The organism is Bacteroides xylanisolvens, from assembly GCF_018289135.1.
In the GTDB taxonomy this organism is placed as follows: domain Bacteria; phylum Bacteroidota; class Bacteroidia; order Bacteroidales; family Bacteroidaceae; genus Bacteroides; species Bacteroides xylanisolvens.
On record NZ_CP072216.1, the window covers coordinates 694,635 to 712,342 of the forward strand.

The following is a 17,708-nucleotide window of genomic DNA, read 5'->3' on the forward strand; positions in this document are numbered from 1 at the left end:
ACTCATTTCTTGTAGAAAATCGTAATTAATAAAGAAATCCCGGTTAAAACAACTCCGGTACTGATAACTCCGTGCCAGCCATACAGTTGCCAAAAGCTGCCTGCCAGAAATGTTCCCATAGAACCACCGATAAAGTAAGTAGTCATGAAAACTGTATTAATACGGTTCGAAGCACGCGGATTTAGTTCGAAGATACTTGTCTGGTTACTTAGCTGAATACATTGCATTCCTATGTCAATGATGATGATACCGGCGATGATACCGACAAAGGTGTTTTCACCGACGAAGAACAACAACCATGCAAAGAGAATCAAACCGCAGCCGATAAAGTTGAAGCGGCGTACGCCTACCCGTTTTACGTATCTTCCGACAAAAGAAGCAGTCAGTGCACCGGCTACTCCGCAAAGTCCCAGCATACCGATTACATCGCTGTTGGCGAAGAACGGAGCTTGTCCCATTTTAAAAGCCAGACAGGACCACATGGCAAGGAGGGAACCGAAATTCAGTGCCGCCCGAATCGAATAAATGCGTAGTTGCGGATATTCTTTCACTAAGGCTAACAGAGATTTCATCAGGTCGCTATATTTTCCTTGGAAGTTGGTTTGAATATCGGGAAGGACTTTTAATACAACAATCGCGCAGATAAACATCATGCCTGCAGCAATGTGATACATTTCCCGCCAGCCAATCAGTTCACCGATAAATCCGCTGACGACACGTGAAGCCAGAATACCGGTCAATAGTCCTGATAAGACAATTCCTACGTTTCTGCCTTTATGTTCCGGACGGGAAAACTGGGCGGCTATGGGAATGAATATCTGTGGAATCATGGAACAGACTCCCGTGAGGAATGAAGCGATGAGTATCAGATGGAAGCTGTGTGTCAGGGCAATCGTCAAGAGGGAGAAGATCAGGACGGTGAAATTGACAAGGATGATTTTCTTTCGTTGATATAAGTCGCCTAAGGGGGTGATGAACAACAGTCCTGCCGCATAGCCTATTTGCGTGACCATGGCAATCAGGTTAGTTCTGAACTCTGATATGCCAAGTTCATGGCGTATCATATTTAATAGAGGTTGGATATAATAGATGTTGGCTACCGAGACACCTGCCACAATAGCAAGTGTCCAGAGGATGGATGCCGGTAGTCCTCCGTTTTCTTTTAATGGCTGTTTCATGCGGCAAAGATAATAAAATAAGATGTTTATTCGATGAAGAAAGTAGTGGAAACTGTGTTGCCTTCTCCGTCTACTGCCGTCAGGGAATGTTTGCCGGGAGCGGGTTGCAGGGAAATTTTGTGGAAATCCTGCGTCTGTGTCTGATAAGTGTCGTCAAGATGCCAAAAGATAGTCGCATTGGGGTTGCTGTGTGCCAGTTCGACCGTGAGAAACCCTTTACTGCCGTCCAATTGTTTGGGCAACTTGATATGGGCGTTCATCGGAGGGTAGATGAACTGCATGGATTGGAAAGAATCTTCTCCACAGCCGGCTTTGAAAGGTGGCAGTGGTTTGTATTCCGGATGGTGCTGCTTATAGTACCATTCCCATACAGGTGGCAGGGCAAACCATGATTTCTGAATGGTAGGTTCGGTATTTGCACAGTTTTCATAGATGCGGTGGCTTTCGTCAGCAGATAGAGTGACGAGATGATGGTAAGGACAAGCCTCTGTCCGTAATCCGGCAGGAAGAATCAATACGGTATCAGTTTCTTCACAGAAACGTCCTTTCAGATGACCGGACTGGCGGCATATTTCTGCATCAACGAAAACGCCTGTGGGACGTTCGAACCACGGTGAAGAAGGGAGGTAACTGAATATATCGAATAATACAGGACCGGCTGTTTGTGCACCAACCAATCCGGGCTTTCCTTCTCCGGTTGCATTGCCTACCCATACGCCTACTGTATAGCGCGGAGTCACCCCCACTGCCCACGCATCACGGAATCCGTAGCTGGTTCCGGTTTTCCATGCGATAGTTTGCATGGATGGAATTGATTTCCAGTCAATCTCTTCGGGACGGTTGACTTCTGTTAAGGCGGAGAGGGTGAGCCAAGCTGCTCCTGTTTTAGCCGAAGTGGTTTCTTCCGAATCCTCTTCTACGGAGAGAGGACTGGAGTTACTTTGTTCTCGTTTTTCCTGCTTGTTATGATTGCTTTTATGATTACGGCTTGTTTGCTTCGTATCATTGTTTATTTGCTCTGTATTTTCTGTTTCCAGTAGTATCTGTGCTTCCTTTCCTTGAGATACGGTCGGGGAGGGGCTGCTGGAAAGGCTTCGTCCCATTTGTGCATAGGCATTCGTTACATCCCATAATGTTGCTTCTGCACCTCCTAAAATTAGTGACAAACCATAATGAGAGGCTGTCCGATTGATGGTCTTGAATTCCATCTGTTGCAACAAATGGTGAAACTTGGGTACTCCATATCTTTGTAACATGGTTACAGCCGGGATATTCAACGAACGGGCAAGGGCTTCGGAAGCGGGGACTGCTCCTTCAAACTGCATACTGAAGTTTTGAGGAGTAAATCCGTTGATATTAACCGGTACATCCGGCAACAGCATTTTCGGCAGTAAACTTCCTTCCTGTAGCATGGCATTGTAGAGAAAGGGCTTTAAAATACTACCTGTACTTCTGGGAGCTTGGATCACATCTACTTGGCTTCCTCCTTGTTTACGGTCGAAATGTACATTTCCGCAGTATGCTACTACTTGATTGGTGGGAATGTCGATAACCAGAATTGCCAGGTTGCGGATATCACTTCGATTAAACTCGTTGCTCCACCGTTCTGCCAAACTCTCTATGTGGCTTTGTATTCCTCTGTCTATGGTTGAACGGGTATATAGCCCGTTTCTTTCCTGATAGAAACGACTGACTAGGTGGGGAGCTATTTGAGGAAGCGGATGCGGCTCGTCGGGTAACGGTTCGCTGACAGCTAATTCATAGGTGGATGCGTCGATAATCTCTTCTTCAAGAAGTTGCTTTAATAGACGGTTGCGTTTGGAAAGCAGTGTCTTTCGTCCTTTGGATAGATGGATCATGGCAGGGGCATTGGGGAGGACAGCCAGCATAGCCGATTCCGCCCATGATAAATCTTCGGCAGAATGACCGAAGTAACGCCAGGCAGCAGCATCCAATCCTACAACATTTCCTCCGAATGGTGCATGAGAGACATACATGGATAAGATTTCCTCTTTGGAAGCCCGAAATTCCAGACGGGTAGCCCATATCATTTCAACGACTTTCTCTCCGAGAGTTCTAGGTTTGTTCCGGGCGAGACGAATGGTTTGCATGGTAAGGGTACTTCCTCCGCTTACGACACGTTTGTTCTTTAAATTTTGATAGAGTGCCCTTCCGGTAGCTAACGGATTAACTCCCCAGTGGTGATAAAAGTGTTTGTCTTCAAAGGTAATGAGGCATTGCTTGATTTTTTCGGGTGTTGTCTTTCGGGGAGGAAACCGCCATTGACCGTCCGATGCGATACGTGCTCCCAATAATTCTTCATTTCGATCAGTCACAACGGTAGAGTAGGGTACATGAAACAGTTGCCGGGGAAGGCAAAAGATGTATCCTATTATCAAAAGAGTAATGCTTATAGTCATTACTTTCTTAGTGACAGATAATCGTTTGAAGAATTTTATAGGATTCATTTAAATATTAAAAGCTAAGAGACATATCTTTGTGACAAATGATTAAGTACGAAATAATAAGGTACGAAATAATTAGGCACGGATTACACGGATTACGCGGTTTAAGTGAACGAGTAGAACCGTGAAATCCGTGTAATCCGTGCCAAATATTATCGGCTGACAGTTGTTCTTCCTGCTTTGCTTCGTGCCTGTACGTTTACATCATACATCGCTTCACATTGAACGGCAGGGAGAATAAAGTTACCGGCATAGGTCGCTTGTAACCTGACAGTGAATACCTTTGTCTCACCGCGGCGCAGATTGAAATAGGTCAATACCCTGTCATCACGTATATCCTGATAGCTGTACTTGCTGACTGATTGACCGGAGCCGTCGGCTGCTGCGTTTTCCGTTTCGGGAGCAACCATTCTTTCATTGTATATTTCCCAACCGGACGGTATGATATGCGTCAGTGCCAGATTAGTGTAATCGGAAGTACCGCTAATATTGGATATTGAGGTGATAGCCATAAAGTCAGTTCCCTGTATGATGTCATTGACAGAGAGCGGTGTACCGTTTAGGTTAGCATATCTTATATCCATGCGGAGGTTATCGCTGATAGCTGGTAACGTATCGTTTAATAACTGCGTACGTGTGATAAGGTCTACGCTAAGTGCTCCCTTTCCTTGATTCTTCACAGAAACAGTGCCGGATTTTGGAGTGGTAGCGATCTCTTTTTCAAACACAGCTTTGGCTGATTTTACAGCCGGTTGCTGTTTATCGTTCCATGACCATACAAAATCCAGTGTGCCTGATAACTTTTCTGCCAGACGTCCCATTGCCATCAGAGCAAAAGCGGTAGATTGTGTACTGAACCAATCCTCTTGTGACAGATTCTTAGAAACGACTTTCGCTTGTTGTAAAGCATCCCGTTCCCGGTTCATCAGGATGAGTGTTTCCAAAATCATTGCTTCGTCACGATCGGAAGAACCGTAAATCTGATTCATGGAAGAGTAGGGGTTCACCGTTGTTTCTACATTATACACAAGTTCTTCAGCCGGTTTCATCTTTCCGGTCAGTGCGTATGCGGCTGCCAGTCTCCATTTGGCCTGAATTGATAATCCGGTCTGTTCTTTCATTCGGTTCATAGCTCCATATTCCGGTACTCCTGCCAATGCAAGGGTATATAAACGGAAGGCTTGTTGCAATTCCGACTGCCATTGCTGCCAACCGCTTGCCTCCTGTGGCATACGCCAGTTTTGTGCGGCTGCACGTTGGAAGCGCTTCCACTTGTTCAGTACATTCGCATGAACGGCATATCCTTTTTCTTGTGCCAGCGTCAGGAACATTCCAGCATAAGAACTAATCCATTCGTCGGCAGCAGCATTCCCCGGCCAATATACAAATCCGCCGTTGGGGAGCTGACGACCATAAATCTGCCGGATAGCTTCCTGTACATTCGTCTTTATCTTTTCGGCTTCCGTCTTATCTATCGTCTTGAATTGAGCGACAAACAGAAGAGGCAGAGCCTTGGAAGTCAACTGCTCCGTGCAATGGTGCTGATAATTGTATAAGAAGTCGAACCGACGGCTGATATCTACCGAAGGTATGCGGGATACTTCCAGCTTGATCTGATTATTTGCGGAAGAACTGCTTAGGTTGTATGACAATTCTTTGCTTTGTCCGGCTTCTATCCATTGACTGTTGCGCAGGGTTACTACCGGATTCGGATTGCGTACGTCTATTTCAATGGTTTCTTTGGTTTGTTGTCCGCTGCCATTTGCTGTCAGGTGGATCGTAGCCTTTCCGGTTTTGCTGCCTGTTTTTAAGGTAAAGAAGACAAGCTGGTCTCCCGGTTGGGTGAATTTGAGCGATTGTTGGTTAGTTCCTACAATCTGTACTCCTCCACCGGATGCCTGAAGGGATACGGTCACATTCTTTACTTGATTCTCCATCGCAAAGATATTGACCGGAACGGTAATTTCTTCCTGAATACTAAGCACACGGGGCAAAGTAGACAACATCATCAATGGAGTTCGTACGAAGGCAGTCTTTTCCGCATTGCCATAAGCACCGTCCTGTCCGGCAACCACCATGGCACGTACCGAACCTACGTACATCGGAAGTTTCAATGTATGCGTCTGGCTCTTTCCTTTTCCCAGATAGAAAGGACCTATAAACTTGACTACCGGTTTAAAACGGTTTGCTTTAGCATCGGCAGGTTTCAGTGTGGCGTCTCCACCTGTGCTGAAAAGCGAACTGTAGCTTCCGGCAGAAGCTCCCAATACATTATCATACATATCCCATGTCTGGATGCCAAGCGCTTCGCGTGAATAGAAATCATTCCATGGGTCCGGGGTCTTGAAGTTGGTAAGATCCAATAAACCGTCGTCTACAATCGCCAATGTATAAGTCATCGGTTTACCGCTCTTTTCGCTGACGGTCACGTTGAAGTTGGTTTCCGGGCGTAACACTTCCGGCATCTGTATCTGCGGTTGCAATACTGTCTGACTGTTAGTGACAAATACTGGAACAACACCGTACATACGGATAGGCAGGTCGTTGACTGTTTGCGCATGAGGCTGTAACAGACTGATATGCAAATATACGTTCGGAGTCATCTCCGGCGTAATCTTGAATGTATATTTCGTATCTCCTCCGTTGGAGACTTCTATCCATTCCTGACGTAATACTGTCGAACCGTTTTCGATAGATACCAGTGCACGTCCTCCCGCTGCTGCAGGAATAATGGCTGTGGCTGTTTCTCCAATTTCATACGAATCTTTGTTCAGAGAGAAAGCAAGCATCTTGATACCGCTGGGATCTGTTTTGCTCGAACGTCCGCGCCATTCCGGCCAGTCTATATAAACGGTTCCTCCAGTGGCATGTCCGCTCTCTTTGTCTTTTACGTAAACCAAATATCGTCCCCATGACGGATAATCGATGCGGAACTTGAAGGATGCTTTCCCGCCTCTTGTCTGTAAGTTGCCGCTGGCAACAGGTGTGATGGAACTGTTGTTGATGTAAGTGCCAAAAGATTCACCGCTGTTCTCCCACCACCAGCTCCAGCCGATGTGGTATATTTTGTATTCTAGATTAGTACGGTTCACTAACTGTCCCTGCGTGTTTACAGTCACAATATCGAATACGTGATCTTTGTCCGTTTCAATATATTTGCCTTTCGGTTGGTTCAAGTTGATACCGACGTAAGATGTAAATGGCGAGAACGGGATTGTTTGGGTGTAGATGCTGGCATCTCCTCCCGGTTCGAATACACGGGTGGTGAAAGTTGCATTCAACATACCCGGTGCTTCGGTTGCGGTCGGAACTTTCAGTGTGACGCTGGTTTTTCCTTCTGCATCCAGTGTACCGTCGAATATATCAGTTTTGATAGTTGTGAAATTCGTGGCCGGATTATTGAAGATATATTGTCCGTAATTCTTAAACTGTGTATTCACTTTAGATAAAGACATTTCTATTTTAGCTTTCAATTTGGAGGCAGTGGCTCCTGTCAGCCAGGTTGAAGTGAGTGGGGCGTAGACATCCTTGTCCGTAGCTTGAAGAATCTTCGGCAATGCCAGGTTTATTTTCAAGCGGTTGGGCTTTATGGTTTCGATACGCAGACCTTTGTGGAAGGTGGTTCCTCCTACTTTAATATATGCATTCCAGAGCCCGGTTGGATCTGTAGCCTGTGTCGGAACGTCGAATGTATAAAATCCGTTCATTCCTTGCGTTGAAATCATTTTGGTGTAGAACTGTCCTCTCGGATTGTATATTTCCAGTGCTACGGGATGCTTGTCGGGGATTCTCTTTTCGCGGTCCTCCAATATAAAGGAAATGTACAATGTGTCTCCCGGTCGCCATACTCCTCTTTCGCCATATATGAATCCTTTCAATCCCTTTTGAATATCTTTTCCTCCTACATCGAATCTGCTGACGGACTGTTCTTCACCGTCTACGACACGCACATACGCCTTTTGCTTTTCCGATTCTGCCACGATAATGAAAGGTACGCCCTTCGGAGTGATTTCAACGAACCCGTCTCCATTGGTCTCTCCCTTTCCTATGGGCTGTAACTGGAAGTTATATGCTGTTACTTGTGCTTTTCCTATCGGTTTGGTGTCCAAAATATTGCTTACGGCAATCCATAGTTTGTTCAGTGAATTCCGTTTTACAATCATCCCCAGATTGGAAGCAAACACATTACATGCAGCAATTCGGTCTGAATTCATATAATAAGATGGATGGCATGGATTGTCGCGTTCCGTCCATCGGTACACGCTCCAGTCCATTGTTCCTCCGTTGTAATAATAGTAAGCTTCGGGCGTATTCCAGATGGCTTCATCTTCTTCAGACAAGACACTTCCGCTTACTTTGGTCAACCCGTCGGATGTGTTACTGTCGGCGAATTTCATATCCTGATTCTCGTTTCCTCCACAAGGATAAGCGGAGTATTCCTGACGGAATGAAAGTATGACACGGTATATGGCACCCGGCTCCTGATGAATCAACCCGGCAAGGTCTATTGAGTAATCTCCCCAATGATGAATATCTTTGGAAGCATCTTTGGCAAGCCATAATGTTTTCTTGTAAACCAGTCTTCCCGAGCGGCGTAGTTCATTGGTCGAGGCGAGTGAATTGGTTTGCATGAACATCAATACATTATTCTCGAAGATACGAATCACGCTCAGGTCCACAGCATACAGGTTGACAGCCCTGAAAGGAATAATCAGACTTTTCGAGTCGGGCAGGATGGCGGCGGAGGTAGACATTTCTACTTGTGGTTTCAGACTAACTTCACTGAACGAGATCGTATGTGAAGTTCCCAGCGCTTTACCTTGACTGTCTTTGACTCCTTCATGGATATTCAACGTCAGTTTGTTCTGTGTGTTTGCTTCGAAATAGATGAAGACTCTGTTCTCGCTGATTTGGAAGATAGATGAAGAGACTTCCGGAATCTCAATCAGTCCTTTTAAATCCTGGGTAGTGGATAAAGGAGCGGAGAAAACAATCTCAATTCCGTTTTCCGGTTGTTCAATGCGTTCGGCAGACATAAAACGGAAGCAATCTTTAGCCGGTATCAGCACTTCTTCGCTTTGTTTGCGGTCAATGCCGGCTGGGTTACCATTGGCTGTAATGGTCAATGGGTAATCATCAGCTTCTCTGGGTATTTGTCTGATGTTGAACTGATACCGGGTAAGGTTGTCTGTCGCGGTGACTTCTACCGGATAACTCTTCTTGCCATCGCTGGCAGTCAGCATCTTTTCCACTTCCTCTTTTTTCACTACATCGCTGAAGCGTATTTCTCCTTTAATATTTATTTCATCCGGTTGGGTAGCTGTAATTGGTAACGACTCCAACTGCAAAGTGAAGTTACGTTCCTGCACACGGAATGAGAAGTTGAACTCTTTTAGTTTTTTGTCCACTTCGATGAAGTCTCCCAGTTGGAAAGTTCCTTCGTAGAGCGTTCCCGGTTTCAATGTTCCTTCTTCCGGCACAAACTCAATGGTGTTGTTGCTTACCCAGTATGCTTTTCCTTTTAATGAAGGGGAAAAGCTGAACGGATTGTTTTTTAACTCACTGTTCAGATCCACCATGGGTTGGTCATGGGTCAACTCTATGCGTATGGTTGAATTCTGTGAAATAACTCCTCCCGTATACGCATTTACATACGGTGCATAATCGGCAGAAGGAATGATGTCTTTTTGAGTACGTGTGCATGAATATAGGCCCACAGTCATCATGATAAGTAGGAGTAGTCCGGTAGTACTAATGCTACGTGTAGTCTTTGTTAGTCCCATAGCGATGAGTTTTTTTATAGTTCAACAAACAAATATACAGTTTTTATGCTAAATCCTTTGTTATTCTGATTATTTTTGCAAGTTCTTAATCAATTTATTTATGGGGAAAAAGAAAGAATACAAAGAGGCCAATCGACGATTTCTGAAAAAGCTGTCATTTCAGGAAGGTGTTTTTGCGTTGCCGTGTGGAATTTATTACAAAGTTTTGGAAACTGGTGAAGGTACGATTTCTCCGGGTGCGCGGAGTATTGTTACCGTGCATTACAAAGGAAGTCTGATTGATGGTCGGGTGTTTGATAATTCTTATGAACGTACTTGTCCCGATGCCTTACGTCTTAGTGATGTAATAGAAGGGTGGCAGGTAGCACTTCAGAAAATGCACGTTGGGGATAAATGGATTATCTATATACCTTATGCAATGGGTTACGGTATTAAATCTTTTGATTCTATTCCTGCTTACTCGACATTGATATTCGAAGTGGAACTGCTTGGAGTTGCATAGAGGTGAGCTATATATAATCAGATGCATGGCTTCCCCTTCTTCCGGAATAATATTATTGGATGTATGGTTACTATATATTACCACTATTTTTTGATAAATAGCGTGTTTGCAAATATAATAAATAGATAAGCTACTGTAATCTTCACGATTGCAGGAACTTATCTATATAAAGTAACTTAAATTACTTGCTCAAAGCCTGAGCTACGTCTACAGCACAAGCCCCTGTACAACCTACCATCGGGTTGTTACCAATTTCCAGAAATCCCATCATTTCTACGTGGGGATATTCCTAAAATAATAAAATTTAAGGCAACTAATTCATTGCGAGTTAGTTGCCTTTTTTGTATCTTTAAGCATTCCCCCCAAAAAACGGTTTGACGGCCAAAACGGGGGTAATTAAAAATAAAAACACATGGTAAAGATACAAAAAATCTCAGAAATCGAACCTTGTTTAGGTTTTACCGAGTTCGATATGCTTAAAAAATATCGTCAAAGTTTTGCAACGAGTGAATTAGGTCGCCTCCATTCTCTGTTCCCTTTCTCGGAACTGGCCCGACAAATGCATTTGAAGTCCTCTCCTTTTGGGCGTAAAAGTTATTTTTCTCCCGAAGGTAAAATAGCCTTGATGGTCTTGAAGTCCTATACCAACTTTTCCGATGCACAACTGATTGAGCATTTAAACGGTAATATTCATTACCAGTTATTTTGTGGTGTTCAGATTGATCCGCTTCATCCACTAACCAATCCTAAAATCGTTAGTGCAATTCGTCAGGAACTAGCGGATCGCCTTGACGTTGAGTCCCTCCAGCTCATTCTTGCCGAGCATTGGAAACCTTATCTTGAGAACCTTCATGTCTGTATGACCGATGCCACCTGTTATGAAAGTCATCTGCGTTTTCCTACTGATACCAAACTCTTATGGGAAGGTATTGTATGGCTTCATCGTCATCTGTGCAAACATTGCCAGACCTTGCACATACAACGTCCCCGTAACAAGTATCTTGATGTACGCCGTGCCTATCTTGCTTATAGTAAACTGCGTAAACGCAAGAAATCACAGACTCGTATGATTACACGAAGGTTACTTCAGTTATTGGAAAAGTTACTTGACCAGCTGGAGCTGCTTCATTCATCCTACAGGAACAGGCTTACACTATCCTCTGATTACCAAAGACGTTTCTCGGTCATACAGACAGTCCTTGAGCAAGGGAAGAATTTATTTGCAGGCAAAAAAGTGTCCAACCGTATCGTGAGTATCGACCGGCATTACCTTCGCCCCATTATTAGAGGCAAGGAAACCAAATCCGTTGAATTCGGAGCCAAAGTCAACAATATACAGATAGACGGAATCTCCTTTATAGAACATATCTCCTTTAAGGCTTTTAACGAAGGAGTACGTTTGAAAGACTGTATTCATCTGCAACAACAACTGACCGGGGTTAGGGTTAAGGCGCTTGCGGCGGATTCAATCTATGCCAATAATGCCAACCGGAAATTTTGTACAAAATATCATATAAGTACTTCCTTTAAGCGTAAGGGCAGAGCTGCCAAAGATGAGCCGCTTCGGAAAATCTTACGGTCGGAACTCAGCCGTGAAAGAGCTACCCGCCTGGAAGGAAGTTTTGGAACGCAGAAACAACATTACTCACTGGCCAGGATAAAAGCTAGAAACAGGAAAACGGAAGTACTTTGGATTTTCTTTGGGATACATACAGCCAATGCGGTATGTATGATAGAAAAGGTCGAAAAGAAAAAAAGAAAGGCAGCATAATCTAACTAAAATAACAGGAAAAACAGGAGAGGTTTTAACTTCCCCTAAAAAAGACATGTACATAATGCATGGGTGGGAAGGAAAAAACAAGAATATGTAAACAATATTCTACAAAAAAGATAGAAGACTGGGAGAGTTGAACGAAAAAATCAAGAGAAAAGCTCACGTAAAGCAAAGCTTTTCTCTTGATTTTTTAGAAAGAGGAACATTTACTGAATATCCCTACGTGAGCAGAAACCGATGAAGAACCAGCGAACTGAGCGTCAGAGTGCATACGGCCCATATGTTTTGAATAAATGGTCGTGAATAAGTCACAAACCTTATATATTTAGTAATGCTGTTACTTCATTTTTTAGTTTTGGTAAATGATTAATAACCATACTCCAAAGTATATCTACGGATAGACTATCATAGCCATGTATGATATAATTCCTGGCATCTACTATTTTACGAGAATTGGTTATAGCTATATCTTTATCAATTTTTAGTATTCTATTCATAGCTTCACCAATAATTTCTATGTTTCTTTCAACGGCTCGTCTAAGGCATAGGTTACTATAGAAGTCATCATAAACTTTAGGAGCATTGCCGAAGAAACTTTCTACTTCTTCAATGGCAGTTAGAATATCTTGCAAGTGTTTCTTTATTAACTCATCCATAGATTAAAGTTTTAGTTGCATCCACATTCTTCTTCAAATATGGATTCTTAATAGTCTGTTCTTCCAGTAAATCTACTTTTCTACCAAACAAATTTTCTAAAGCATATTTGAAATCAAAGAAATTATCAAAATAATCGCTTACTTCTGCCTTATTAAAATCGACAACTAAATCAACATCGCTGTTGTCATTAAAACGACTCGTAAGAACAGAACCAAAGACAAATAATTTATGTACCTTATGTTTTTTGCATAGGTCAATTATCTTTTGGATATTATTTTCAATCAGCTTCATAGGTGTATCTCCTTTCAATGCAAAGATAATTAATAACTCTTACTTTAACAAGGTATCATTAGGGATAGTTGTATTAATACTCTACTTTTTTTGCATTGGACTAATAAATACTTTCTTTTTTAGTTTAAAGTAGTATCTATATCCATCTTAGTAAAGTGAAATCAGTATTAGGTAGGAATACAAAACTAAACTATATTAGAAAGGTAGGAGAGAGGTAAATCAGCAGTTCAACCTACGAACATACTGAAAATAAAAATCCCCATAACCTTATCAGTTACAGGGATTTACTATATGGTAATTATTTGAATTACTTACTCAAGGCCTGAGCTACGTCAACAGCGCAAGCCACTGTACAACCTACCATAGGATTGTTACCAATTCCAAGGAATCCCATCATTTCTACGTGAGCAGGAACTGAGGATGAACCGGCGAACTGAGCGTCTGAGTGCATACGACCCATCGTATCTGTCATACCGTATGAAGCAGGACCGGCAGCCATGTTATCCGGGTGAAGAGTACGACCTGTACCACCACCTGAAGCTACAGAGAAATATGGTTTACCAGCAAGAACACGTTCTTTCTTGTAAGTACCTGCAACTGGATGTTGGAAACGAGTCGGGTTAGTAGAGTTACCTGTGATAGATACGTCTACACCTTCTTTCCACATGATAGCTACACCTTCGCGAACGTCGTCAGCACCATAACATTTTACTTTTGCACGAGGACCGTCAGAGTAAGCGATTTCGCGAACAACTTTCAGTTCACCAGTAAAGTAATCGAATTGAGTCTGAACGTATGTAAAGCCGTTGATACGAGAGATGATCTGAGCAGCGTCTTTTCCAAGACCGTTCAAGATACAACGCAACGGTTCTTTACGTACTTTGTCTGCTTTAGCAGCGATTTTGATAGCACCTTCAGCAGCAGCGAAAGATTCGTGACCTGCCAGGAAAGCGAAACATTTAGTTTCTTCACGCAGCAACATAGCAGCAAGGTTACCATGGCCGATACCAACTTTACGGTCGTCAGCTACAGAACCCGGGATGCAGAATGCTTGCAGACCGATACCGATAGCTTCAGCAGCTTCAGCAGCGTTTGTACAACCTTTTTTAATAGCAATGGCAGTACCTACAACATAAGCCCATTTTGCATTTTCAAAACAGATAGGCTGAGTTTCTTCACACGTTTTATAAGGATCAAGTCCATGAGCTTCACAGATAGCGTTAGCTTCTTCGATATCTTTGATGCCGTTAGCGTTCAAAGCAGCGATAATCTGTTTGATACGACGGTCTTGGCTTTCGAATTTTACTTCTCTAATCATTGTTTCTTTCCTCCTTATATTATTCGTGACGTGGATCAATAGATTTAACTGCTCCCTGTTCTGCTGTTACGCGTCCGTAAGTACCTGTAACTTTCTTCAAAGCTTCGTTAGCATCAGTACCTTTCTTGATTTCGTCCATGAACTTACCCATGTGTACGAATTCGTATCCGCAGATTTCGTCGTTCTTGTCCAAGAAGATTTGTTTGATATAACCTTCTGCCATTTCAAGGTAACGAGGACCTTTAGCCAAAGTACCATAAAGAGTACCTACCTGGCTACGAAGACCTTTACCCAAGTCTTCCAAACCTGCACCGATAATCAAACCACCTTCAGAGAAAGCTGATTGAGTACGTCCGTATACGATTTGCAAGAAAAGTTCGCGCATTGCAGTATTGATAGCGTCGCAAACAAGGTCAGTGTTCAATGCTTCAAGGATCGTTTTTCCCGGAAGAATTTCAGCAGCCATAGCAGCAGAGTGAGTCATACCGGAACATCCGATAGTTTCAACTAAAGCTTCCTGAATGATACCTTCTTTAACGTTCAGTGTCAGTTTACAAGCACCTTGTTGAGGAGCGCACCAACCGATACCGTGTGTCAAACCAGAAATATCAACGATTTCTTTAGATTTTACCCATTTGCCTTCTTCGGGTATGGGAGCCGGTCCGTGGTTAGGGCCCTTCTTTACAACACACATGTGTTCCACTTCGTGTGAATAAGTCATAATTAGCTCTTTTTTTAGTGATATAATTAAAAATACGTAGTCACGATTCTCTAAATCGCCCACAAAGGTAGTCGATTTATTTGTTTCTGCAAATCGCCTTTTATTACTTTTTTGTGAAAAGAGACAAATCTGTTTACGTTTTTTCGTCGTTTGTAAAGTCGGGATTGCATTTGTGAAAGATTGAGACCGCGAGAACTATCTATCCTGTGCTTTGTTGTTATTAGAAAAAGAAAATTTATGGAACTGAATCAGATAGATATACATTATTTAATAGCGGCAATTTGCGTTATTTCATCTGCGCTTGTGTTTTATACGATAGGTGTTTGGGGAGAACGTCTTCAAAGGAAATTAAAGTTTTGGCATATCATTTTCTTTCTTCTCGGGTTGCTGGCCGACACGGTGGGTACAAGCCTGATGGAGCATATTGCCGAACTGACTCATTTGCATGACGAAATGCATACGGTGATAGGGGCAATTGCTATTCTTCTGATGTTTGTACATGCGTTATGGGCGATATGGACCTATGTGAAGGGAACGCCTATAGAAAAGAGACATTTTAATCGTTTCAGCATTGTAGTTTGGTGCATTTGGCTTATACCTTATCTAATAGGAGTTTATTTGGGGATGCGATTACATGTATAATAAACAGCCTGAATAGAGCCGGCAATTCATAAATCACCTTACAATATTCTTGTCAGCTGACTCTAGCCGGCCATTCGGACAACTATCGTTGTCTGATTAGTCGACTAGAGTTGACTGGATAGCCGACTGGAGTCGTCTGTTATTAAACAGTTGCTTTTCATTCGGGATATATATGCTATTTGCCTGTTTCTATTAATATAGCAAGTATTGGTTCTCACTATGTGGTGAAACTGTGAAATACATATTCTGTGAAGGATGTGAATACCGTGTTTTATATGATTTGTTCACAGGAAGTGTCTGTAAATGAGATGATATGGATCGTGTGAAGAACGTGGAGGACGGATAATGGAGTTAAGATTGGCAAGATTATGGAGGGATTATTACTGGATGTAGAATAAAATTCGTAGCTTTGCTGCATCATTATATAAAGAAGATTATGATCGAAGTTGTAGAATCAGCCTTACAAAAGGCTGCGGGTGAAGGAATGGATGAATTTATCCAGGCGTTTACAGATAAATATAAAGAGGTAATCGGTGGTGAATTGACTGCGGAGACGATGCCTTTGTTGACGGGAGAACAACATTCTTTGCTGGCTTATCAGATTTTTCGTGATGAGATGATGGTTGGCGGGTTCTGTCAATTGATTCAGAATGGCTATGGTGGTTATATCTTTGATAATCCGTTTGCGAAAGTGATGCGTTTGTGGGGAGCGGAAGAGTTTTCGAAATTAGTTTATAAGGCTAAGAAAATCTTTGATGCCAACCGGAAAGATTTGGAAAAGGAACGGACGGATGATGAATTTATGGCTATGTACGAGCAATATGAAGCTTTTGATGAGTTGGAAGAAGCCTATTTAGAGATGGAAGAACAAGTCACAGCATTGATTGCAAGCTACGTAGATGATCATTTGGAACTTTTTGCAAAAATAATAAAGTAACTGATGCAGTATTTTTTAAGTACTTGCATTTATTAATTATGAATTAGAATTTATATCTTTGCAAAATCTAAAAAATATGTTTATGAAACAAGTGAAATTTTTCTTGGTGGCTTTGATGGCTGTGGTTATGGGTATGTCAGTTACTTCTTGTATGAATGGAGATGATAACCACAATGTTACAATGACTGTTCCTGTTAAGTATAATTTTGGATCATTTCTGATGGGGGATGCAACTACGAAGTTGGTTCCAACTACAGAATTGGGCTTTTTGGATGGAAATATGTATATAATTTCATGCCAATATGACCAATCACAGGTGACAGCAAATAGTACTAGTATACCAGTTACTTTGCTATCTACTCCGCTTTGTATTGACCCTAAAGGTAATGAAGGTTTGAATCCTCAAAAAACGGAACCTACTAATCCTCTTTATTCATTGGATAAGCAACAGTCAAGTTTGGTTTATTATGACAAAAATACAATCGTTTTGACAATGCCATATTGGGTGAAAGTTACAAACTCTAGTGTTGAAGATTCAGAAGTAAAGAAGCATTCATTTGTTCTTTCTTATGATCCTGAAGCAATGACTGCCTCTGACACTAAGTTAAAACTATATATTAGCCATGTTGTTGAGGATGCAGGTGAGACCGTAACTCGTTCTAATTTTACATATGCTTATAGGGCTTATTCAATTAGAGCTGCTCTTGCTGCATTTAAGGAGAAAACAGGCAAATTACCGAAATACCTGGAACTGACAGCTGAAATCAATAACTCAAAAGATGAATTGGTCGATAAGGATGGGAAGGAAACTTCGGTTGAACGTTCGGTTGAATATGATTACGCATTTACAGAATAACATTGAACTACAAAGAACTATTTAACATAGCAATGAAATTGATTTCCTCTCCGGCCAAGGCCTGGGAGGAAATTTCTATGGAAGAGGATAGGCGAAAAGTATTTATGGCTTTTGTCTATCCTATGATTGGTTTATGCGGTCTGTCCGTATTCATCGGTTCGTTATTGACGAATGGGTGGGGAGGTCCGCAAAGTTTCCAGATAGCTATGACCAATTGTTGCGCCGTAGCTGTAGCCCTGTTCGGTGGCTATTTTCTGGCAGCTTATGCCATCAATGAAATGGGAACAAGGATGTTTGGTCTGCATAGCAATATGCCGTTGACACAACAGTTTGCAGGATATGCATTGGTTGTGTCTTTCCTGCTTCAGATAGTAACCGGACTATTACCTGATTTTAGAATTATTGCTTGGTTGCTGCAGTTCTACATCGTCTATGTGGTATGGGAGGGAGTTCCTATACTGATGGGAGTAGAAGAAAAACAACGATTAAAATACACCCTTTTGTCGTCTGTATTGTTAATACTATGTCCGGCGGTGATACAGATCGTGTTTAATAGGCTGACGGCCATACTTAATTAATGAGTA

Annotated in this window: 14 protein-coding genes and 1 pseudogene; 6 read left to right on the forward strand and 9 right to left on the reverse strand. The window is 42.4% G+C overall.

The genetic code is table 11. The features are described from left to right. Positions 1-2: 2 nt before the first annotated feature. The 3 genes from INE92_RS03065 to INE92_RS03075 form a co-directional block, all read right to left on the reverse strand. Positions 3-1,178, reverse strand: coding sequence for an MFS transporter (locus INE92_RS03065; protein ID WP_004315999.1), 1,176 nt, complete (start codon positions 1,176-1,178; stop codon positions 3-5). A 26-nt stretch (positions 1,179-1,204) separates the two neighbouring features. Then, positions 1,205-3,646, reverse strand: a complete 2,442-nt coding sequence (gene pbpC / locus INE92_RS03070; protein WP_008997756.1) for a penicillin-binding protein 1C — start codon at positions 3,644-3,646, stop codon at positions 1,205-1,207. Positions 3,647-3,795: 149 nt separating this feature from the next. After that, positions 3,796-9,426 carry an alpha-2-macroglobulin family protein gene (locus tag INE92_RS03075; protein WP_195435673.1) on the reverse strand — a complete coding sequence of 1,877 codons (5,631 nt, stop codon included), beginning with the start codon at positions 9,424-9,426 and terminating at the stop codon, positions 3,796-3,798. 100 nt (positions 9,427-9,526) lie between these two features. Between INE92_RS03075 and INE92_RS03080 the strand changes: the two genes are divergently transcribed. Next, a complete protein-coding gene (locus INE92_RS03080; RefSeq protein ID WP_008021699.1) occupies positions 9,527-9,928 on the forward strand; it encodes an FKBP-type peptidyl-prolyl cis-trans isomerase in 402 nt (133 codons plus the stop codon). Positions 9,929-10,109: 181 nt separating this feature from the next. Here INE92_RS03080 and INE92_RS03085 read toward each other — a convergent pair. Beyond that, a pseudogene (locus INE92_RS03085) lies at positions 10,110-10,208 on the reverse strand (GGGtGRT protein); the annotation flags it as partial. Between the two features lie 132 nt (positions 10,209-10,340). Between INE92_RS03085 and INE92_RS03090 the strand changes: the two are divergent. Further along, positions 10,341-11,699 carry a transposase gene (locus INE92_RS03090; protein ID WP_212701949.1) on the forward strand — a complete coding sequence of 453 codons (1,359 nt, stop codon included), beginning with the start codon at positions 10,341-10,343 and terminating at the stop codon, positions 11,697-11,699. A 193-nt stretch (positions 11,700-11,892) separates the two neighbouring features. Here the strand turns inward: INE92_RS03090 and INE92_RS27215 are convergent, their stop codons facing one another. From INE92_RS27215 to INE92_RS03115, 5 genes are all read right to left on the reverse strand, one after another. Continuing rightward, positions 11,893-11,982: a GGGtGRT protein gene (locus INE92_RS27215; RefSeq protein WP_157133827.1), complete on the reverse strand. Its 90-nt coding sequence runs from the start codon at positions 11,980-11,982 to the stop codon at positions 11,893-11,895. Between the two features lie 37 nt (positions 11,983-12,019). Next, a complete protein-coding gene (locus INE92_RS03100) occupies positions 12,020-12,358 on the reverse strand; it encodes a HepT-like ribonuclease domain-containing protein (protein ID WP_009040918.1) in 339 nt (112 codons plus the stop codon). Then, entirely contained in the window at positions 12,351-12,650 is a 300-nt protein-coding gene (locus INE92_RS03105; RefSeq protein WP_008021707.1) for a nucleotidyltransferase family protein, read from the reverse strand. Before INE92_RS03105 ends, INE92_RS03100 begins: the two co-directional genes overlap by 8 nt. Positions 12,651-12,957: 307 nt before the next feature. Beyond that, positions 12,958-13,968 carry a GGGtGRT protein gene (locus tag INE92_RS03110; protein WP_004315991.1) on the reverse strand — a complete coding sequence of 337 codons (1,011 nt, stop codon included), beginning with the start codon at positions 13,966-13,968 and terminating at the stop codon, positions 12,958-12,960. A gap of 19 nt (positions 13,969-13,987) precedes the next feature. Beyond that, complete coding sequence (locus tag INE92_RS03115) at positions 13,988-14,689, reverse strand: iron-sulfur cluster assembly scaffold protein (protein ID WP_007759112.1); 702 nt, start codon at positions 14,687-14,689, stop codon at positions 13,988-13,990. A gap of 237 nt (positions 14,690-14,926) precedes the next feature. On the opposite strand from INE92_RS03115, the gene INE92_RS03120 reads away from it, so the two are divergent. The 4 genes from INE92_RS03120 (at position 14,927) to INE92_RS03135 (ending at position 17,702) form a co-directional block, all read left to right on the forward strand. Next, positions 14,927-15,331 (forward strand): HsmA family protein, encoded by a 405-nt coding sequence (locus tag INE92_RS03120; RefSeq protein WP_008021711.1) that lies wholly within the window; start codon positions 14,927-14,929, stop codon positions 15,329-15,331. A 436-nt stretch (positions 15,332-15,767) separates the two neighbouring features. Continuing rightward, entirely contained in the window at positions 15,768-16,268 is a 501-nt protein-coding gene (locus INE92_RS03125) for a DMP19 family protein (protein ID WP_008021714.1), read from the forward strand. Between the two features lie 82 nt (positions 16,269-16,350). Then, positions 16,351-17,124, forward strand: coding sequence for a hypothetical protein (locus INE92_RS03130; RefSeq protein ID WP_117809150.1), 774 nt, complete (start codon positions 16,351-16,353; stop codon positions 17,122-17,124). 32 nt (positions 17,125-17,156) lie between these two features. Next, positions 17,157-17,702, forward strand: coding sequence for a Yip1 family protein (locus INE92_RS03135; protein WP_008021718.1), 546 nt, complete (start codon positions 17,157-17,159; stop codon positions 17,700-17,702). Positions 17,703-17,708 lie beyond the last annotated feature (6 nt).